At 65.2% G+C, this 20200-nt stretch carries 21 protein-coding genes; 20 read left to right on the plus strand and 1 reads right to left on the minus strand.

The window, feature by feature from the left end:
* Positions 1–14 precede the first annotated feature (14 nt).
* The 5 genes from AC59JP_RS03990 (at position 15) to AC59JP_RS04010 (ending at position 3301) form a co-directional block, all read left to right on the plus strand.
* Positions 15–872, plus strand: a complete 858-nt coding sequence (locus AC59JP_RS03990) for a hypothetical protein (RefSeq protein ID WP_497324320.1) — start codon at positions 15–17, stop codon at positions 870–872.
* Between the two features lie 188 nt (positions 873–1060).
* On the plus strand, positions 1061–1402 hold the full coding sequence (gene rplS, locus AC59JP_RS03995; RefSeq protein ID WP_497324321.1) for a 50S ribosomal protein L19: 342 nt from the start codon (positions 1061–1063) through the stop codon (positions 1400–1402).
* A 15-nt stretch (positions 1403–1417) separates the two neighbouring features.
* On the plus strand, positions 1418–2203 hold the full coding sequence (gene lepB / locus AC59JP_RS04000; RefSeq protein ID WP_497324322.1) for a signal peptidase I: 786 nt from the start codon (positions 1418–1420) through the stop codon (positions 2201–2203).
* Positions 2204–2226: 23 nt separating this feature from the next.
* The gene (locus tag AC59JP_RS04005) at positions 2227–2958 is read left to right on the plus strand and encodes a ribonuclease HII (RefSeq protein WP_497324863.1); all 732 of its coding nucleotides are present in this window, start codon (positions 2227–2229) and stop codon (positions 2956–2958) included.
* Positions 2959–2995: 37 nt separating this feature from the next.
* The gene (locus AC59JP_RS04010; RefSeq protein WP_497324323.1) at positions 2996–3301 is read left to right on the plus strand and encodes a DUF2469 domain-containing protein; all 306 of its coding nucleotides are present in this window, start codon (positions 2996–2998) and stop codon (positions 3299–3301) included.
* Between the two features lie 4 nt (positions 3302–3305).
* Here the strand turns inward: AC59JP_RS04010 and AC59JP_RS04015 are convergent, their stop codons facing one another.
* Positions 3306–3620, minus strand: coding sequence for a hypothetical protein (locus AC59JP_RS04015; protein WP_497324324.1), 315 nt, complete (start codon positions 3618–3620; stop codon positions 3306–3308).
* A gap of 82 nt (positions 3621–3702) precedes the next feature.
* Between AC59JP_RS04015 and AC59JP_RS04020 the strand changes: the two genes are divergently transcribed.
* From AC59JP_RS04020 to nuoN, 15 genes are all read left to right on the plus strand, one after another.
* Positions 3703–4146: a hypothetical protein gene (locus tag AC59JP_RS04020; RefSeq protein ID WP_497324325.1), complete on the plus strand. Its 444-nt coding sequence runs from the start codon at positions 3703–3705 to the stop codon at positions 4144–4146.
* 151 nt (positions 4147–4297) lie between these two features.
* Complete coding sequence (locus tag AC59JP_RS04025) at positions 4298–4657, plus strand: NADH-quinone oxidoreductase subunit A (protein WP_497324326.1); 360 nt, start codon at positions 4298–4300, stop codon at positions 4655–4657.
* 40 nt (positions 4658–4697) lie between these two features.
* On the plus strand, positions 4698–5252 hold the full coding sequence (locus tag AC59JP_RS04030) for a NuoB/complex I 20 kDa subunit family protein (RefSeq protein ID WP_497324327.1): 555 nt from the start codon (positions 4698–4700) through the stop codon (positions 5250–5252).
* On the plus strand, positions 5249–5917 hold the full coding sequence (locus tag AC59JP_RS04035) for an NADH-quinone oxidoreductase subunit C (protein ID WP_497324328.1): 669 nt from the start codon (positions 5249–5251) through the stop codon (positions 5915–5917). The genes AC59JP_RS04030 and AC59JP_RS04035 overlap by 4 nt, the downstream gene beginning before the upstream one ends.
* Positions 5917–7209, plus strand: a complete 1293-nt coding sequence (gene nuoD, locus AC59JP_RS04040; RefSeq protein WP_497324329.1) for an NADH dehydrogenase (quinone) subunit D — start codon at positions 5917–5919, stop codon at positions 7207–7209. The genes AC59JP_RS04035 and nuoD overlap by 1 nt, the downstream gene beginning before the upstream one ends.
* Positions 7206–7958 (plus strand): NADH-quinone oxidoreductase subunit NuoE, encoded by a 753-nt coding sequence (gene nuoE, locus AC59JP_RS04045; RefSeq protein WP_497324330.1) that lies wholly within the window; start codon positions 7206–7208, stop codon positions 7956–7958. Before nuoD ends, nuoE begins: the two co-directional genes overlap by 4 nt.
* A 1-nt stretch (position 7959) precedes the next feature.
* Positions 7960–9264: an NADH-quinone oxidoreductase subunit NuoF gene (gene nuoF, locus AC59JP_RS04050; RefSeq protein ID WP_497324331.1), complete on the plus strand. Its 1305-nt coding sequence runs from the start codon at positions 7960–7962 to the stop codon at positions 9262–9264.
* Positions 9261–11648, plus strand: coding sequence for an NADH-quinone oxidoreductase subunit G (locus AC59JP_RS04055; protein ID WP_497324332.1), 2388 nt, complete (start codon positions 9261–9263; stop codon positions 11646–11648). Before nuoF ends, AC59JP_RS04055 begins: the two co-directional genes overlap by 4 nt.
* Positions 11645–12970, plus strand: a complete 1326-nt coding sequence (nuoH, locus tag AC59JP_RS04060; RefSeq protein ID WP_497324333.1) for an NADH-quinone oxidoreductase subunit NuoH — start codon at positions 11645–11647, stop codon at positions 12968–12970. The genes AC59JP_RS04055 and nuoH overlap by 4 nt, the downstream gene beginning before the upstream one ends.
* Positions 12963–13487: an NADH-quinone oxidoreductase subunit NuoI gene (gene nuoI, locus AC59JP_RS04065; protein ID WP_497324334.1), complete on the plus strand. Its 525-nt coding sequence runs from the start codon at positions 12963–12965 to the stop codon at positions 13485–13487. The genes nuoH and nuoI overlap by 8 nt, the downstream gene beginning before the upstream one ends.
* Positions 13484–14245 carry an NADH-quinone oxidoreductase subunit J gene (locus AC59JP_RS04070; RefSeq protein WP_497324335.1) on the plus strand — a complete coding sequence of 254 codons (762 nt, stop codon included), beginning with the start codon at positions 13484–13486 and terminating at the stop codon, positions 14243–14245. Before nuoI ends, AC59JP_RS04070 begins: the two co-directional genes overlap by 4 nt.
* Positions 14242–14541: an NADH-quinone oxidoreductase subunit NuoK gene (gene nuoK / locus AC59JP_RS04075; protein WP_188544777.1), complete on the plus strand. Its 300-nt coding sequence runs from the start codon at positions 14242–14244 to the stop codon at positions 14539–14541. Before AC59JP_RS04070 ends, nuoK begins: the two co-directional genes overlap by 4 nt.
* Before the next feature lie 13 nt (positions 14542–14554).
* Entirely contained in the window at positions 14555–16429 is a 1875-nt protein-coding gene (gene nuoL / locus AC59JP_RS04080) for an NADH-quinone oxidoreductase subunit L (RefSeq protein ID WP_497324864.1), read from the plus strand.
* Positions 16429–18009, plus strand: a complete 1581-nt coding sequence (locus AC59JP_RS04085) for an NADH-quinone oxidoreductase subunit M (RefSeq protein ID WP_497324336.1) — start codon at positions 16429–16431, stop codon at positions 18007–18009. Before nuoL ends, AC59JP_RS04085 begins: the two co-directional genes overlap by 1 nt.
* Positions 18006–19577 carry an NADH-quinone oxidoreductase subunit NuoN gene (nuoN, locus tag AC59JP_RS04090; protein WP_497324337.1) on the plus strand — a complete coding sequence of 524 codons (1572 nt, stop codon included), beginning with the start codon at positions 18006–18008 and terminating at the stop codon, positions 19575–19577. Before AC59JP_RS04085 ends, nuoN begins: the two co-directional genes overlap by 4 nt.
* Positions 19578–20200 lie beyond the last annotated feature (623 nt).

Raw genomic sequence — 20200 nt, forward strand, 5'->3', positions numbered from 1 at the left:
CTAAGCTCGGGCTCATGGATCGGTGGCTGCACCACCTCTCGGAGCACGGACGCCTTCCGCTGCTCTTCTTCCTGGTGGGCTTCATCGTCGGGTTCGTCTTCATTCGCATCAGCGTCCGACTGATCCGCGCGCAGGTGAAATGGTGGCCGGGGAACGTGACTCCGGGCGGACACCACGTGCATCACGTCGTGTTCGGCGTCGTATGCATGCTGGTCTCGGGAATCGCGCTCATCGCCGTCTACGTCGACGGAACGCAGACCACCGGCGCCGTCCTCGCGACGTTCTTCGGCATCGGCGCCGCGCTGGTCCTGGACGAATTCGCGTTGATCTTCTACCTGGCGGACGTCTACTGGGCCGAGCAAGGCCGCGCGTCCGTCGATGCGGTGTTCGTGGCGATCGCGGTCACCGTGATGCTGCTCTTCGGTCTGCGCCCGCTGGAACTGTTCGACATCACGGGGTTCCGCGAGGATCCGAATCCTGCGGTGCGTGGCCTGATCGTCGCGCTGGCCGTCGTCAATCTGCTTCTCGCAGCGGTGGTGTTGCTCAAGGGAAAGATCTGGACGGGTCTGGTGGGACTGTTCGTGTTCCCGCTGCTGATCGTCGGCGCGGTGCGGCTCTCCCGACCCAGTGCCCCGTGGGCCCGGTGGCGCTACACCCGCAAGCCCAAGCGGATGGAGCGAGCGCTGCGCCGCGAGAAGAAGATTCGGCGACCGATCATTCGCGCCAAGATCTGGACCCAGGACATGATCGCCGGCACTCCCAACGTCGAGCACGCTCTCGAGGCCGCCGAGGTGGAACTCGAGCGCACCGTGGTTCCCGCGCCCCCGCCGCCCGCGAAATCCGGGGACGACCGACACAAGGTGTCGATCTAGGGTTCACGATTTCGTCGGTTCGGGGTGCGTCTGGCACAATCGACGGGTTGCCTGCGCACGGCTCTCTTCGTCGTGCCGCGGCCGACAACACTCGGAGTACGAACCAGTCGAGCATCGCCCGCGCGTCATGTGTGGGTGGTAGCCGCTCGGGTCCTCTGCTCATGCGATCCAACGCAAGGATGACGAATATGAACACCCTGGACTTCCTGGACAACAAGTCGCTCCGCGACGACATCCCCGAATTTCGCGCCGGCGATACCTTGAACGTGCACGTCAAGGTCATCGAGGGCACCAAAGAGCGTATCCAGATCTTCAAGGGCGTCGTGATCCGTCGCCAGGGCGGCGGAGTTCGCGAGACGTTCACCGTCCGCAAGGTCTCCTTCGGTGTCGGCGTCGAGCGCACCTTCCCGGTGCACACCCCGAACATCGCCCAGATCGAGGTCGTTACCCGCGGCGACGTGCGTCGCGCCAAGCTCTACTACCTGCGTGAGCTGCGCGGCAAGGCTGCCAAGATCAAAGAGAAGCGCTGACGCTAGCCTGATCCGGTGGCGCACACTCCTACCTCCGGTACCGGCAGCGAATCGGACGACGAAAACGGCTCCTCGGAGCCCGTTCGGAAGGAAAAGAAGCAGCGCTCCTTCTGGCGCGAACTTCCGATCCTCATCATCGTCGCTCTGGTTCTCAGTTTTCTTCTGCAGACGTTCATCGCTCGGGTCTATCTGATTCCCTCGGAATCGATGGAGCCGACGTTGCACGGCTGCGCCGGTTGCACCGGTGACCGGATCGTCGTCGAGAAGGTGTCCTACCGATTCGGCGATCCGTCACCCGGTGACATCGTCGTCTTCAAGGGCCCGCAGTCGTGGGACGGCGACTTCGTCTCCACCCGCTCGTCCAACACGATCGTGCGTGGGTTCCAGGAACTCGGCTCACTGGTCGGTCTCGTCGCTCCCGACGAGAACGATCTGGTCAAGCGCGTCATTGCGACGGGCGGCCAGACGGTGCAGTGCTGCGACGATCAGGGACGTGTCCTCGTGGACGGACAACCGTTGGACGAGCCGTATATCAAGATGGACTTCCCGTTCACACCCGGGCAGCAGACCTGCGACACCCCGCTGAAATCGGGTCGGTGCTTCGACCCCGTCACCGTTCCCGAGGGAAACATCTGGGTGATGGGTGACAACCGGAGCAACTCTGCCGATTCTCGCTACCACGTCGGTGACGAGCTGCAGGGAACTGTCCCGGTCGACAACGTCATCGGCAAGGCGCAGCTCATCGTCTTGCCCCCGTCGCGTTGGGGTCTCCTCGACTCCCCGGACATTCAAGGTCGGTGAGGACTCGAACGACGATCCCTCGGCTGTCTCGCACGTCGTGGCCGCCGCGCGTCGTCATTCGCAAAGCGGCCGGGCTTCGGACCATGGAAGCTGCCTTGGTGCGATCGGGTCTCGGTCCGGTCGCCGGCGTCGACGAGGCCGGGCGCGGTGCCTGCGCCGGTCCGCTGGTGGTGGCGGCGTGCGTTCTCGGTGACCGAGCACTGTCGTCCCTCTCCGACATCGACGACTCCAAGAAGCTCACCGAGCGATCGCGAGAAGCGTTGTATCCCAAGGTGAAGCGGTACGCGACGGCGTGGAGCATCGTCTCGTTTCCGGCCGAGGAGATCGACCGCATCGGGATTCACGTGGCCAATATCGAGGGCATGCGCCGCGCTGTCGTCGGCCTGGGTGTCACACCCGGCTACGTCCTCACCGACGGTTTCAAGGTGCCCGGTCTGTGCTCGCCGTCGCTGCCCGTGATCGGCGGCGACGCATCGGCAGCGTGTATTGCGGCGGCGAGCGTGCTGGCCAAGGTGCATCGTGACCGCATCATGCGGGAGATGGACGCCGAGCTGCCCGGATACGGATTCTCGGTGCACAAGGGGTACAGCACCAAGATGCACGCACGGATGCTCTCCGACCTCGGCCCGAGCCGCGAGCACCGGATGACGTACGCCAACGTCGCCGCGGCCAGCAGAGCGGGCGACGGCGACGAACTCGACGACGTGGCCGCAGTCATGGGCCGAATGGACCGAGACGCGGCGCGTGCGAGATGATGATTCATCACTGTTTTGAAGGAGGATGTCGCCGCCGATGAGTGCCGAAGATCTCGAGAAGTACGAGACCGAGATGGAGCTCTCGCTGTACCGCGAGTACCGGGACATCGTCGGACAGTTCACCTACGTGGTGGAGACCGAGCGTCGTTTCTATCTGACCAACTCGGTGGAGATGATTCCCCGCAACGCGGACGGCGAAATCTACTTCGAACTGCGCATGAGCGACGCGTGGGTGTGGGACATGTACCGACCGGCGCGCTTCGTCAAACACGTCCGGGTCATCACCTTCAAGGACGTCAACATCGAGGAACTCGACAAGCCGGATCTGCGGCTGCCCGAATAGAGCGTCAGGCGCCGCGGACGATCCGAGCGTTGAGGTGCCACCCCTCGTAACCGTCGTCGCTGCCGTCGGTTTCGGCGTAGTCGTGCGAGATGTTGCAGTCCGGAATGCGCAATTCCCGCGCCTTGCGCAGCGCCCACGCGTAATTTCCGCGTTCGATCGCGCGAACATCGTGCGTTCTCCCGCCCGTCACGGCGAGCAGAAGTAGGTACGGGTCGTCGGAAAACCCGATCTCCGGTTGCCTGCGCAGAAAGAAGCGGTCTCCGGAGGGCATCGGGTCCAGCAGGCTGCGCAACTCGCGCTGGTCCACAAGACTCGTCATGATCCGATTCTGTCAGCACGACGCCGCTCTCGCGTACCGAATAGCCGTCGTGGCCCGGCGTCCTCGGTCTACGATCGCCAATGTGACCGACGACACAGCGTCAGACGCCGAGAATCCGTTGCGAATCCTGCTCTACAGCGACAACGCCGACGCGAGGCGGCAGGTCATGCGCGCGATCGGTACGCGGCCCAATTCGACACTCCCGCGGCTCGAGTACGTCGAGGTGGCGTCGGAACCCATCGTGGTTGCGCATCTCGACGCCGGCGGAATCGACCTGGTGATGCTCGACGGCGAAGCGGCACCCGCCGGCGGGATCGGGATTGCCAAGCAGCTCAAGGACGAGATCGAGAACTGCCCGCCGATCGTGGTGATCACCGGGCGCGCCGACGATGCCTGGCTGGCTGCGTGGTCGCGCGCCGAAGCGTCGGTCCCTCGCCCGATCGACCCGTTCCTGCTGACCGACACGGTCGTGACGTTGTTGCGCAGCCGCATGTCGACCGGCCTCCGGCCTTCCCGTACGCGCTGAGCCGGAACGGAACTGCCTGCGTCACAGCTGTATTGGTGTCGGCGCTTACGAGAACGAACTTTCTGCCCCGAAATGGGACGCATGTGCCGCAACGCGTCTACTGTGTGTTCAAGATCACAAGAGCCGCGGGTTTCGGTCCACGAGGAGGGTCATGAACGCGTATGTGCCGGTACTCGTACTGGGCGTCATCGCGGTGGCGTTCGCGGTGTTCTCCGTGATCGTGGCTTCCATCGTCGGACCCAAGCGCTACAACCGGGCCAAGCTCGACGCCTACGAGTGCGGGATCGAACCGACAGCGCTTCCGATGGGCGGCGGACGGTACCCGGTGAAGTACTACCTGACGGCCATGCTCTTCATCATCTTCGATATCGAGATCGTGTTTCTGTACCCGTGGGCGGTGCATTTCGATGCACTCGGATTCTTCGGTCTCGTCGCGATGGCGCTGTTCGTGTTCAGCGCTGCGGTTGCGTATGCGTACGAGTGGCGACGAGGTGGGCTCAGTTGGGATTGACCTGCAACATCGGCACGAACCTGCGGGAGGCTGATCGGCGATGGGCATAGAGGAGAAGGTTCCGAGCGGATTTCTGCTCACGACGGTCGAAGGGCTTGCCGGGTACGTGCGCAAGGGCTCGCTGTGGCCGGCAACGTTCGGACTAGCCTGCTGCGCAATCGAAATGATGGCCACGTCGTCCGGGCGTTTCGACATCGCTCGATTCGGCATGGAAGCGTTCCGGGCCTCGCCGAGGCAGGCCGACCTCATGATCGTCGCGGGCCGTGTCAGCCAGAAGATGGCACCGGTGCTGCGGCAGATCTACGACCAGATGGCCGAGCCCAAATGGGTTCTGGCCATGGGCGTCTGTGCGTCGTCGGGCGGCATGTTCAACAACTATGCGATCGTGCAGGGCGTCGACCACGTGGTGCCCGTCGACATCTACCTGCCGGGTTGCCCACCGCGGCCGGAGATGTTGCTCCACGCAATCCTGAAGCTGCACGAGAAGATTCAGGAGATGCCGCTCGGCGTGCACCGCGACGAGGTGGCCCGCGAAGTCGAGAAGGCCGCCCTGTCCGCCACCCCGACGATCGACATGACCGGCCTGCTCCGATGACCGAGCCGCGTCAGCACGCCGGCACGCAGCGCGGAATGTTCGGTGTCCGCGGTACGGGTGACACCTCCGGATACGGCCGACTGCAACGCTCGACCCCGTTGCCCGAGCGTGCATCTCGACCCTTCGGTGGCTGGTTCGACGAGGCCGTCGATGCTCTCGAGGAGTCCCTGGCGGAAATGGGTGTCAGTGCAGCGGACGCGTTCGATGTGGTGGTGTTCCGAGACGAACTGACGCTGCACGTGGAGCGGGAGCACCTCCCGGCGGTGGCGGGGCGACTCCGCGACGAACCGGATCTCCGCTTCGAGCTCTGCCTCGGGGTGAGCGGGGTGCACTTCCCCGAACTGTCGGGGCGTGAACTCCACGCCGTCTACCACTTCCTGTCGATCACGCACAATCGCCGACTTCGAGTGGAAGTGTCCGTGCCGCAGGAGGATCCGCATATTCCGTCGCTCTTCACCGTCTATCCCACCACCGACTGGCACGAGCGCGAGACCTACGACTTCTTCGGCATCGTGTTCGACGGTCACCCGGCCCTGACCCGCATCCAGATGCCCGACGACTGGGTCGGGCATCCCGGCCGCAAGGACTACCCGCTCGGCGGAATACCGGTCGAGTACAAGGGCGCCCGCATTCCACCGCCCGACCAGCGACGGGGGTATCACTGATGAAATCCGACAGCGGCATCACTGTCAGCGGTGAGGACTGGGGCGACGTGGTGGCCGCCGCAAGCACCATGAAGGACGAACGCATCGTCGTGAACATGGGACCGCAACATCCCTCCACGCACGGAGTGCTCCGACTGGTCCTCGAACTCGACGGTGAAACCGTGACCGAGGCCCGCTGCGGAATCGGCTATCTACACACCGGAATCGAGAAGTCGCTCGAATTCAGGACCTGGACTCAGGGCGTCACGTTCGTCACGCGCATGGATTACCTGTCGCCGTTCTTCAACGAAACGGCCTACTGCCTCGGTGTGGAGAAGCTGCTCGACGTCACCGATCAGATTCCCGAACGCGCCAACGTGATTCGCGTGCTGCTGATGGAACTCAACCGCATCTCCTCGCATCTCGTCGCGCTCGCCACCGGCGGAATGGAACTGGGTGCGGTCACGGCCATGCTGTTCGGTTTCCGCGAGCGCGAACTCATTCTCGACGTGTTCGAGAACATCACCGGACTGCGCATGAACCACGCCTTCATCAGGCCCGGAGGATTGGCGCAGGACCTGCCGGACGACGCCGTCCGCAAGGTCCGGGAGCTGCTCGACTTGCTGCCCACCCGCTTGCAGGACATGTCGGACCTGTTGGAGGACAACAAGATCTGGAAGTCGCGCACCGATGGCATCGGCTATCTCGATCTGACCGGGTGCATGGCGCTCGGTATCACCGGACCTATTCTGCGTGCCACCGGGCTACCGCACGACCTGCGAGTGAGTGATCCGTACTGCGGATACGAGAACTACGAATTCGACGTCTGTACGGCAACCACCAACGATGCGTACGGCCGGTACATAATTCGGGTCGACGAAATGGGCGAGTCGCTGAAGATCGTCGAACAGTGCCTGGATCGGTTGAGGCCGGGCCCGGTGATGGCCGAGGACAAGAAGATAGCGTGGCCCGCCGACCTGAAGCTCGGTAAGGACGGACTGGGGCAGTCGCCGGAACACGTAAGGACCATCATGGACAGCTCGATGGAATCGCTGATCCACCACTTCAAGCTGGTCACCGAGGGATTCCGGGTGCCGGCGGGTCAGGTGTACAGCGCGGTCGAGTCTCCGCGCGGTGAGCTGGGCGTACACATGGTGAGCGACGGAGGGGCGCACCCGTTCCGCGTGCACTACCGCGACCCGTCCTTCACCAATCTGCAGTCCGTGGCGGCGATGTGCGAAGGCGGAATGCTCTCCGACGTCATCGCGGCCGTCGCCAGCATCGATCCCGTGATGGGGGGAGTGGACCGATGAAGTCGAATCAACCGGTGTTCGTCGCTCTCGGCGCACGAGAAGACGAAGCAGCGCAACTGGTGGTGCCGGGTGCGCCCACCTCCTACCCGCTCGACGTGCGCACACGCCTCGACGCCGACGCGGAGACCATCATCGCCCGGTACCCGCACCCGGGATCCGCGCTGCTGCCCCTGCTGCACCTCGTGCAGTCCGAGGACGGTTACATCACCCCTGCGGGAATCGAATTCTGCGCGCACCACCTGCATTTGACCGGAGCCGAGGTCGCGTCGGTGGCCACGTTCTACTCGATGTATCGGCGTGAGCCCACGGGGGACTACCTCGTCGGGGTGTGCACCAACACCCTCTGCGCGATCATGGGCGGCGATGCGGTGATGTCCGCACTCGAAGACCATCTCGATACCCCGCACGGTGGCAGCACCCCGGACGGAAAGATCACGCTCCAGCACATCGAGTGCAACGCAGCGTGCGACTACGCGCCTGTGGTGATGATCAACTGGGAGTTCTTCGACAATCAGACCCCGGAATCCGCCCGCGCATTGGTCGACGATCTGAGATCTGGTGCGGGTGCGGTACCCACCCGCGGAGAGCCGCTGTGCACGTTCCGTGAAACCGAGCGCATTCTCGCCGGTTTCGCCGATCCGCGGCCCGCGGTGGGCGACACGTCGGGACAGCCGTCGCTGGCCGGCCTGACCGTCGCCCGTGACCGCGACATGAGCGCGCCGTCCACAGTTGCGCGCGAGGAGGACTGACATGGCACTGAGTCCTGTTCTGACCAGGTACTGGGACGAACCGCAGTCGTGGACGCTCGAGACGTATCTGCGCCACGGCGGGTACACCGGGCTGAGCAACGCCCTCGCCATGTCACCGGACGAGGTCATCGGGACGGTCAAGGATGCCGGTCTGCGGGGGCGCGGAGGAGCCGGGTTCCCGACCGGCCTCAAGTGGAGCTTCATTCCGCAGGGTGACGACAAGCCGCACTACCTGGTGGTGAACGCGGACGAATCGGAACCGGGTACCTGCAAGGACATGCCGCTGCTGCTGGCGACTCCCCATGTCCTCGTCGAAGGAATCATCATCGCGGCGTACGCAATTCGAGCCGAACGTGCGTTCGTGTACGTGCGGGGCGAAGTCGTTCCCGTCCTGCGCAGACTGCACGTGGCGGTGGCGGAGGCGTACACGGCGGGATACCTCGGCACGAACATCCAAGGATCAGGGTTCGACCTCGAACTGATCGTGCACGCCGGCGCCGGCGCCTACATCTGCGGCGAGGAGACGGCTCTGCTGGACTCGCTCGAAGGCAAGCGCGGCCAGCCGCGCCTGCGCCCACCGTTTCCCGCGGTGGCCGGGCTGTACGCGTGTCCGACGGTGGTCAACAACGTCGAATCCATTGCCTCCGTTCCGCTCATCCTGCAGAACGGCATCGACTGGTTCCGGTCCATGGGATCGGAGAAGTCCCCCGGGTTCACCTTGTACTCGCTGTCCGGACACGTGACGAACCCCGGCCAGTACGAGGCGCCCCTCGGAATCACCCTGCGCGAGTTGCTCGAGTACGGCGGCGGAGTGCGCGCCGGTCATCGGCTGAAGTTCTGGACACCCGGCGGGTCGTCGACGCCGATGTTCACCGACGAACACCTCGACGTCCCCCTCGACTACGAGGGTGTCGCCGGGGCCGGATCGATGCTCGGCACCAAGGCTCTGCAGATCTTCGACGAGACCACCTGCGTCGTGCGAGCGGTGTTGCGCTGGACGGAGTTCTACGCGCACGAGTCGTGTGGCAAGTGCACACCGTGCCGGGAAGGGACCTACTGGCTCGTGCAGATTCTGCAGCGGATGGAACGCGGAGAGGGCACCGAGTCCGATCTGCAGAAGTTGCTCGACATCAGCGAAAGCATTCTCGGCAAGTCGTTCTGCGCACTCGGCGACGGCGCCGCGAGTCCGATCGTGTCGTCGTTCACGTACTTCCGCGACGAGTACGTCGCACACGTCGAGAATCGTGGGTGCCCGTTGGACCCGCGCCTGTCGGCCATCAACCTCGAAGAGGTGTCAGCGTCATGACCACCGAGGCCGTCACCGAGAAGGTCGATCTGACCATCGACGGAATTCCCGTGAGCGTTCCCAAGGGCACCTTGGTGATTCGGGCTGCGGAACAGATCGGCGTACAGATCCCGCGATTCTGCGACCACCCGCTCCTCGCGCCCGTCGGAGCGTGCCGGCAGTGCCTCGTCGTGGTGGAAGGCCAGCGGAAACCGTTGGCCTCGTGCACCACGACGGTCACCGAGGGCATGGTGGTGAAGACACAGCACTCCTCGCCCGACGCCGCCAAGGCGCAGGAAGGTGTGATGGAGCTGCTTCTCATCAATCACCCCCTCGACTGCCCGGTGTGCGACAAGGGCGGCGAATGCCCGCTGCAGAACCAGGCGATGTCGTCCGGACGGCCGGAGTCTCGCTTCGAGGACGTCAAACGCACGTACCCGAAACCGATTCCGTTGTCGACGCAGGTGTTGCTGGACCGCGAACGCTGCGTGCTGTGCGCACGATGCACCCGCTTCTCCGAGCAGATTGCCGGAGACCCCTTCATCGAACTGCTCGAACGCGGTGCCCTGCAACAGGTCGGGATCTACGGAGCGGAGCCCTTCGAATCGTATTTCTCGGGCAACACCGTGCAGGTGTGTCCGGTGGGCGCACTCACCGGATCCTCCTACCGTTTCCGCGCTCGGCCTTTCGACCTGGTCTCGACGCCTTCCACGTGTGAGCACTGCGCCAGTGGGTGTGCCCAACGGACCGACCACCGCCGCGGCACGGTGCTGCGCCGGCTGGCGGGGGACGACCCCTCGGTCAACGAGGAATGGAACTGCGACAAGGGTCGATGGGCGTTCGCGTACACCAGCTCTCGCGACCGCATCACGAGCCCGATGATCCGGGATTCGGACGGCTCCCTGCGCGAAGCGTCGTGGTCGGAAGCGATGGACGTCGCAGCGAGGGGTCTGGCCGGTACGCCCACCGGGGTACTCGTCGGAGGCCGCGCCAGTGTCGAAGACGCTTACGCGTACGCGAAGTTCGCCCGAAAAGTGCTCGCTACCAACGATGTCGACTTCCGCAGCCGACCGCACAGCGACGAGGAGGCGGCGTTCCTGGCCGCCCGCGTCGCCGGTCGCATCATGGAGGTCACCTACGAACACCTCGAGGCCGCACCCACGGTTCTGCTCGTCGCGTTCGAACCCGAAGAAGAATCGCCCATGGTGTTCCTGCGACTGCGCAAGGCAGCGCGGACCAGGTCGCTCGCGGTGCACTCCGTCGCGCCCTTCACCTCCCGTGGCCTCCACAAACTCGGCGGACATCTCGTCCCGACCGTTCCCGGCGCGGAGCCGGCGGCCCTCGACGCCCTCGGTACTTCCGAAGTGGGAGAGGCGCTTCGAGCGCCGGGGGCAGTCATCCTGGTCGGCGAGCGCGCCGCGGAGATCGCGGGCACCCTGACCGCGGTCACTGCACTCGCCGACGCCACCGGAGCGCGGATCGCCTGGATTCCCCGTCGTGCCGGCGAGCGGGGCGCTCTCGAAACGGGTGCGCTGCCCGGCCTGCTCCCCGGAGGTCGTCCGACGACCGACCCGGACGCCCGGTCCGAGGTGGCCGCGCTCTGGAAGGCCTCGGACCTGCCGGACACCGTCGGTCGTGCCACCGGCGCCATGCTGTCGAGCTTCGCATCGGGAGAACTCGGTGCCCTCGTCGTCGGGGGCGTCGAGATCGACGACCTGCCGGACCCGCACGCCGCGCTGGCCGCGTTGGCCGGACCCGGCTTCGTCGTCAGCCTCGAAATCAGAGCCAGTGCGGTGACGGACATTGCCGACGTGGTGTTTCCGGTGGCAGCAACCACGGAGAAGAAGAGCACCTTCCTCGACTGGGAAGGGCGCGTGCGCCCGTCGTCGGCCGCCTTGCCGTCGCTCGGCTCCCTGCCCGACCACCGCGTTCTGCACGCACTGGCGCACGCCCTCGGTGTCGACCTGAATGCGGCCGAGACCGACGACGTTCGAGCCGAGATGGACGGGCTCGGCACGTGGTCCGGCAACCGAACACCGAATCCCTCCGTGCGCGCGTCGTCCGCAGCCGTTCCCGGCCCGGGTGAGGCAGTTCTGTCCGGCTGGCGGATGCTCCTCGACTCCGGGCGAGCGCAGGACGGTGAACCCAACTTGGCCGGAACCGCACGCACTCCCGTGGTTCGCATGTCCGCGTCGACCGCCGCCGAGCTCTACCTGACCGAGGGGGACCCGGTCGAGGTCAGCTCCGAACGCGGGTCGATCACCCTGCCGATGGCGGTTTCCGATCTGCCGGATCGGGTGGTCTGGCTGCCGGTCAATTCGCCCGGATCCGCGGTGCGACGAGATCTCGCGGCTGGATCGGGCGAGATCGTCCGGATCCGCTTCGCTCGGGACGAGATCCGATGACGATCGCGGCGACGGACCTCTCGGCCTTTGGACACGACCCTCTGTGGCTCGTGATCGGAAAAGCGTTGGCCGTCTTCGTCTTCCTGGTGCTGACCGTTCTGGTGATGATTCTCGCCGAGCGCAAGGTCATGGCGTGGATGCAGATGCGCGTCGGACCCAACCGCGTCGGACCCGGTGGCCTGCTCCAAAGTCTCGCCGACGGCGTCAAGCTGGCGCTGAAGGAAGGCATCGTTCCGAAGGGAGTGGACAAGCCGGTCTATCTGCTGGCGCCGATCATCGCGACCGTGCCCGCGTTCATGGCCTTCGCCGTCATACCGTTCGGGCCGGTGGTGTCGATCTTCGGCACTCGAACTCCGCTGCAGCTCACCGATTTCCCCGTCGGCGTGTTGTACATCCTCGCGGTCACCTCGGTGGGTGTGTACGGAATCGTGTTGGCCGGGTGGGCATCCGGATCCACCTATCCGTTGCTCGGAGGTCTCCGCTCGACGGCGCAGGTGATCTCGTACGAGATCGCGATGGGGCTGTCGTTCGCCGCCGTCTTCCTCTACGCCGGCACCATGTCGACGTCGGGAATCGTCGATGCTCAGACCGGAACCTGGTACGTCTTCCTGCTGCTGCCGTCGTTCCTCGTGTACATCACGTCGATGGTCGGGGAGACCAACCGGGCTCCGTTCGACCTTCCCGAGGCCGAGGGCGAACTGGTGGGCGGTTTCCACACCGAGTACTCGTCGCTGAACTTCGCCATGTTCATGCTCGCCGAGTACGTCAACATGGTGACGGTCTCCGCGCTCGCGACCACTCTCTTCCTCGGCGGCTGGCACGCGCCGTGGCCGCTGAGCCTCTGGGACGGAGCCGATTCCGGCTGGTTCGCACTGGTGTGGTTCACGGCCAAAGTGTGGATGTTCATGTTCTGCTTCATCTGGCTCAGGGCGACACTGCCGCGACTGCGCTACGACCAGTTCATGAACCTCGGGTGGAAGTTCCTGATCCCCGTCTCGCTGGTCTGGATCATGGTCGTCGCCACGGTGCGCGCACTGCGCAACGAGGGATACGAGGCGTTGTCGGTCGTGCTCGTCGTCGCCGGTGTGCTCGTGGTCGTGGCCGCAGCGATGTGGTTGCGTCGAAGAGCGCGTTCGTCGGATCGCCCTGCAGCCGAGCCGGTTTCGCCGGCCTCTCCTTCGCCTCTCGACCCGGTGCCCTTCGATCCGATGGCCGGCGGGTTCCCGGTGCCGCCGATGCCGAACCAGACCATGCCCGCGTTCCGCCGGGTACGCACGCGAGACAGTGTGTCGTTGACCAGCAAGGAGAGCAGCGATGCCTGAATTCCTCGGCCCCGTAGCAGGGTTCGGCGTGACCTTCTCCACGATGTTCAAGAAACCCGTGACCGAGAACTACCCCGAGGAGAAGACGCCGACGGCGCCTCGCTACCACGGTCGACATCAGCTGAATCGCTATCCGGACGGGCTCGAGAAGTGCATCGGGTGCGAGCTGTGCGCGTGGGCATGCCCGGCCGACGCCATCTTCGTCGAGGGCGCCGACAACACGGAGGAGGAACGGTTCTCGCCCGGTGAGCGGTACGGCCGCACGTACCAGATCAACTATTTGCGTTGCATCGGGTGTGGGCTCTGCATCGAGGCGTGCCCGACACGAGCGCTCACCATGACCAACGAATACGAACTGGCCGACGACAACCGCGCCGACCTGATCTACGACAAGACTCGCTTGCTCGCACCCGTGGAGCCGGGCATGTCCGCGGCGCCGCACCCGATGGCGCCGGGGACCAGCGCGGAGGACTACTACCGCGGGAACGTCACCGGGTCGGCGGGGGACACGGCGTGATCGGCTCGCAGACCGCGCTTCTGGCCGCCGAGGCCACGTCGACGGCGGAGGCCGTGCAGTTCTGGGTGATCGCCGTGGTCGCGGTGATCGGCGCACTCGGGACGGTCTGCGCGGGGAAAGCGGTCTACTCCGCGCTGTTCCTGGCCACCACGATGATCATGCTCGCGCTGCTGTACATCGCCCAGGGCGCAGTGTTTCTGGGCGTCGTGCAGATCGTCGTCTACACCGGCGCAGTGATGATGTTGTTCCTGTTCGTGCTCATGCTCGTCGGGGTGGATTCCGCCGACTCGCTGGTCGAGACACTCCGGGGTCAGCGGGTGGCGGCCATAGCCGCCGGCCTGGGATTCGGTGTGCTGCTCATCGCCGGAATCGGTTCGGCCACAGCCCACATCGGCAACGCCGGCCTCGACACCGCGAACGCCGGAGGCAACGTCCAGGCTCTCGCGGACCTCATCTTCGTCCGGTACGTGTGGGCGTTCGAGCTGACCGGAACGTTGCTGATCACCGCGACCCTCGGGGCCATGGTGCTGGCGCATCGGGAGACCTTCCACCAGCGCCAGGATCAGAAACAGTTGTCCATCATGCGTTTTCGAACGGGCGGGCGCGCGACGCCGCTGCCGAACCCCGGGGTCTACTCGCAGCACAATGCAGTGGACCTGCCCGCACGGCTGCCCGACGGATCCTCCTCGGAACTGTCCGTCAATCGAATGCTTCGGGGACACCGAGACGCCCCTGCGCCGGGAGGGGATCGTCGATGAATCCCGACAACTATCTGTATCTCGCCGCACTGCTGTTCACGATCGGCGCGGCCGGGGTGCTGTTGCGCCGCAACGCCGTCGTGGTGTTCATGTGCATCGAGCTCATGCTCAACGCATCCAACCTGGCGTTCGTGTCCTTCGCCCGTATGCACGGCAACCTCGACGGTCAAGTCTTCGCGTTCTTCACGATGGTGGTCGCGGCCGCCGAAGTGGTGGTGGGTCTCGCGATCATCATGACCATCTTCCGTGCGCGGCGCTCGGCATCGGTCGACGACGCGAACCTGCTGAAGTACTGACGGGGGTCCAGTGATGTGGGTGACGATCGCGCTACCGCTTGCAGGTGCCGTCGTGCTGCTGCTGTCGGGCCGACGACTGAACTCGTGGGGACACTGGCTGGCGACCGCCGCGTCCTTCGGATCGTTCGGGGTGGCGGTGGGCCTGTTCGCCGATATGGCCGGACGGCCCGCCGACGAGCGCGCCGTCGTGGACACGTTGTTCTCGTGGATTCCGGTGGCCGGTCTGCAGGTCGATTTCGGTCTTCAGCTCGACCAGCTGTCGATGTGCTTCGTTCTTCTCATCACGGGCGTCGGGTCGCTCATTCACCTCTACGCGGTCGGATACATGGCGGACGATCCCGCGCGCCGGCGATTCTTCGCCTACCTCAACCTGTTTCTCGCGGCGATGCTGCTTCTCGTTCTGGCCGACAACTTCCTCGGCCTCTACGTCGGGTGGGAAGGCGTCGGACTCGCGTCGTACCTGCTGATCGGGTTCTGGCACCACAAGCCCTCGGCGGCAACGGCCGCCAAGAAGGCGTTCATCGTCAACCGAGTCGGTGACACCGGCCTCGCCATCGCGCTGATGATCATGTTCGCAACCTTCGGCAGCGTCTCGTACGCGGACGTGTTCTCCGGCGTCGGCTCGGCCGGCGAGGGAACGGTGACGGCACTCGGACTCATGTTGCTGGTGGCCGCCTGCGGCAAATCGGCTCAGGTTCCGCTGCAGTCGTGGTTGGGCGACGCGATGGAGGGGCCGACGCCGGTGTCTGCACTCATCCACGCGGCCACCATGGTGACGGCAGGGGTGTACCTCGTGGTGCGGTCGAATGCCATCTTCGATCTGGCTCCGGTCGCGCGGGCCGCCGTGGTCGTCGTCGGTGCGGTCACGTTGCTGTTCGGCGCCATCATCGGATGCGCGAAGGACGACATCAAGAAGGCCCTCGCCGCGTCGACGATGAGCCAGATCGGGTACATGATCCTCGCGACCGGATTGGGCCCTGCCGGTTATGCATTCGCAATCATGCACCTGCTCACACACGGCTTCTTCAAGGCCGGACTGTTCCTCGGTGCGGGGTCGGTGATGCACGGGATGAACGACGAGGTGAACATGCGACGCTACGGCGGGCTGCGCAAGGTCATGCCGGTGACGTTCGTGACGTTCGGGCTCGGCTACCTCGCAATCATCGGAGTACCACCGTTCGCGGGCTTCTTCTCCAAGGACAAGATCATCGAGGTGGCCTTCGGAGCCGGGGGCGCGGCCGGCGTGATCCTCGGTGCGGTCACCCTTCTGGGCGCCGGGCTCACCGCGTTCTACATGACGCGCGTGATGGTCATGACCTTCTTCGGAACACCGCGATGGTCCGACGGGAACGAGCATCCGCACGAGTCGCCGACGATCATGACGGCGCCGATGGTCGTGCTCGCCCTCGGTTCGATCGGCGCCGGGGCTCTGCTCGCGGTCGGGTCGTCGCTCGAGACGTGGCTCGAGCCGGTTGTGGGGGAGCACCATTCGGAAGGCGGTCTGCCGGTGTGGCTCGTGACCACCATGACGTTGGCTGTGGTGGCGATCGGTGTCGGTGCTGCGTATCGGGCGTACGGAACGCGTGAGGTTCCCGCGGTCGCACCGGACGAGGTGTCCGCCCTGACGACGGCAGCTCGTCGAGACCTGTACGGCGACACGGTGAACGAGGAAGTCGTTCTGAAGTCCGGCACACTGCTCGTGCGGGCCACCGCGCTGCTCGACCGGCGAGTGGTCGACGCCGCGGTGACCGGTGTGGCGGCCGCGGTCACCGGGTCCTCGGGTCGAATCAGGCGACTGCAGACCGGGTTCGTGCGGTCCTACGCACTCGCGATGTTCGCAGGGGCGGCCGCTGTTCTGGCCGTCATGATGCTGGTGGCGGTGCGCTGATGCTCTCGATCCTGTGGTTGCTGCCCGTCGTCGGCGCGGTGGCGATCCTGCTGCTCCCGACCGCGCACTCGCGGACGGCCAAAATCGCCGGTCTCGTCGTGTCGTCGGTCGTGCTCGTCGTCGCGATAATCCTGGCCGTGCGCTTCGATCCGGGCGGTGCGCAGTACCAATTTGTCGAATCCCGGTCGTGGATACCGGCTTTCGGTACCCGGTACACCCTCGGTGTGGACGGCATCGCGCTGGTGCTGGTGCTGCTCACGGCGGTTCTCGTGCCCCTCCTGTTGCTCGCGGGGTGGAACGACGCCTCCGACCCCGAGCCGGGGACCGGTCGAACTGTGCACACGTACGTCGCCTTGACGCTCGTCGTCGAAGCGATGGTGATGGTGTCGTTCACCGCACTCGACATTCTGCTTTTCTACATTTTCTTCGAGGCCATGCTGATTCCGATGTACTTCCTCATCGGCGGTTTCGGCGGGCGGGTGAAGGACCAGGCCAAGCGGTCTGCGGCGGCTGTGCGCTTCCTTCTGTACAACCTTGTCGGCGGCCTCGTCATGCTGGCCGCCGTGATCGGGCTGTACGTGGTGACCACCCGAAACGGCGCCGGTACCTTCGACTTCCGGGACATCGCGGCAGCCGCGTCCTCCGGTCAACTGGGCGCCGACCCGGCACTGCTGAAAGCACTGTTCCTCGGCTTCATGTTCGCTTTCGCGGTCAAGGCTCCGCTCTGGCCCTTCCACGGGTGGCTACCCGATGCTGCCGTCGAATCCACCCCGGCCACTGCAGTTCTCATGATGGCCGTGGTCGACAAGGTGGGCACCTTCGCCATGCTGCGGTACGGCTTGCAACTGTTCCCCGACGCGTCCCGATACTTCGCTCCGGTGATCGTCACCTTGGCCGTGATCGGCATTCTCTACGGCGCGATCATGGCCATCGCGCAGACGGACATGATGCGACTGATCGCCTATACGTCGATCTCGCACTTCGGATTCATCATTCTGGGCATCTTCGCGATGACGACGCAGAGCCAGTCCGGCTCGACGCTCTACATGGTCAATCACGGAATCTCTACCGCAGCACTGTTTCTCGTGGCCGGGTTCCTGGTGTCACGGCGTGGCTCGCGGGCCATCGCGTCGTTCGGCGGTGTTCAGAAGGTGGCTCCGGTGTTGGCCGGAACGTTCCTCGTCGCGGGACTGGCTACTCTGTCCCTGCCCGGTCTGGCCCCGTTCATCAGTGAATTTCTGGTCCTGATCGGAACATTCTCTCGCTACAACGCTGCCGCCATCATCGCCGCGGGTGCGCTGGTTCTCTCGGCCGTTTACATCCTGTGGCTCTACCAACGGGTGATGACCGGTCCGGTCGCCGAGGAGAACGACCGGATCCGCGACCTGGTTCCGCGTGAGACCGTCGTTCTCGTTCCGTTGATCGCGCTGCTGATCGTCCTCGGCGTGTATCCCAAACCGGTGCTGGACGTGGTGAATCCGGCTGTCGGCCATACCCTCACGGTGGTGCACCAACAGGACCCGACGCCCACGGTGTCCGGTGATCGTCCCATCGTCGGCGCGGAAGGTGGACACCGATGACTACTCCGTCGGTCGAATATGCGCAGTTGTCACCGATGCTGATCGTCTTCGCGGTAGCGGTCGCCGGTGTGATCGTCGAGGCGTTCGTCCCTGCCCGGTTGCGGCGCACGAGCCATCTGGTTCTGGGGCTGGGTGGAACCGTGCTCGCGCTTCTCGCAGTGGTGCTGCTCGCCATGGACTTTCGTTCGCCCGGCGCGGTCACCGTCATGGGTGCCGTGGCGGTCGACGGCCCCACCCTGTTCCTCCAAGGCACGATCCTGGTGGTGGCGTTCCTGTCCGTCCTGGTGATCGGCGAGCGGCACGTCGAGAACGCCGTGCAGTCGGTGAACGCGAAAGCGACAGTCGGCGCGGATGCGTTCGCGCCCCGTGCGTCGGCAGTGCCGGGTAGCGAAGCCGAACGCGAGGCGACGGACGCCGGAGCCGAACAGACCGAGGTCTTCCCGCTCACGATGTTCGCGGTCGGCGGCATGCTTCTCTTCCCGGCGTCGAACGATCTGCTGACGATGTTCGTTGCACTGGAGGTCTTCTCGCTACCGCTGTACCTGCTGTGTGCACTGGCCCGTCGACGCCGACTGCTGTCGCAGGAGTCCGCGCTCAAGTACTTCCTCCTCGGCGCCTTCTCGTCCGCGTTCTTCCTCTTCGGAGTGGCGCTGCTGTACGGCTACGCCGGAACCCTCTCGCTACCCGGCATCGGCGCAGTGGTCGAAAATCGCACGGAGAGCGACACATTGCTTCTCGTCGGCGCCGGCCTCGTCGCGGTCGGATTGCTCTTCAAGATCGGTGCGGTTCCATTCCATTCCTGGATCCCGGACGTGTACCAGGGGGCACCCACCCCGATCACCGCGTTCATGGCGGCGGCCACCAAGGTGGCGGCGTTCGGGGCCATGCTGCGCATCTTCTACGTGGCTCTGCCCACCCTGCGAGACGAATGGCGTCCACTTCTGTGGGCCGTGGCCATCCTCACCATGCTGGTGGGTGCGGTCTTGGCGGTGTCGCAGACGGACGTCAAACGCATGCTCGCCTACTCGTCGGTGACGCACGCCGGGTTCATGCTCACCGGTTTGATCGCCGCCGACGACGCCGGACTCTCGTCCACGATGTTCTACCTGTTCGCCTACGGATTCAGCACGCTCGGCGCCTTCGCCGTCGTCGGGCTGGTGCGCGACCGCAACGGTGAGGTTCCGACGCTCTCGCGCTGGGCCGGTCTCGGTCGGCGCAATCCGCTTGTCGGAGCGATGTTTGCGCTGTTCCTCCTCGCCTTCGCCGGCATACCCCTGACGAGCGGATTCGTCGGCAAGTTCGCGGTGTTCCAGGCCGCGGTGGAGGGCGGCGCCACCCCCGTCGTGTTGGTCGGCATTCTGAGCAGCGCCATCGCCGCCTTCTTCTACGTCCGCGTGATCGTCGCAATGTTCTTCACGGACCCGACGGCGGAGACACCGGAGGTGGTGGTGCCCAGCGCACTGACCCGTCTGGCGCTGTTCCTCGCCACGGTGGTGACCGTTGTGCTGGGCCTGGCTCCTCAGCCGGTGCTCGACCTGGCGCAATCGGCGGCGGTGTTCGTGCGCTGAGCTGGGGTGCACTGGGAGCTGGTGATGAGGTGGAGCGCCGTTATCGCGCGCGTATTCGACTGAGCGCGCGCCGTTTTGCCAGTCGGGGTTGTTTGAGGCATCGCAAATCGCTGCGTGCACCTGCAATTGGTTGTGCTCGCAGCGTATCGGGGTGCACCAGTTTCGTGCACCTGAGATCGGCGGTGCATTGGGCGATCCTCGAGGCCCCGTCCGGCGATTCGGGGTGCCCGCTGAATACGCGCACGGTTCAGACATACGCGCGCGATGCAGCGTGTGCGTATGTCTGGACGGTAGGCGTATCGAAGTGGGCCCTCTGGTCGGGGGTGCAGCAGGCGAACCTCGAAGCTAAGTGCCGGCGAATCGGTGTGCCCGGTGAATGCGCGCACGGTTCAGACGTACGCGCGCGATGCAGCGTGTGCGTATGTCTGGACGGTAGGCGTATGGAGGTGAACCCCGTGATCGCGCGCTCATTCGACTGCCTGCCCGCGCGCCGCTGTGCGGCCACGCCATGTGGTGCATCCCAGATAGCTCCCGGCACCCTCAATCGCGACCGCACGGGGCGAACCGAAGTGCCCGGCGTCCGCGCACCCGCAATCGGGGGTGCCCGAAGCGAGCTCCCCACA

Source organism: Rhodococcus sp. 320_ES (genome assembly GCF_059691855.1).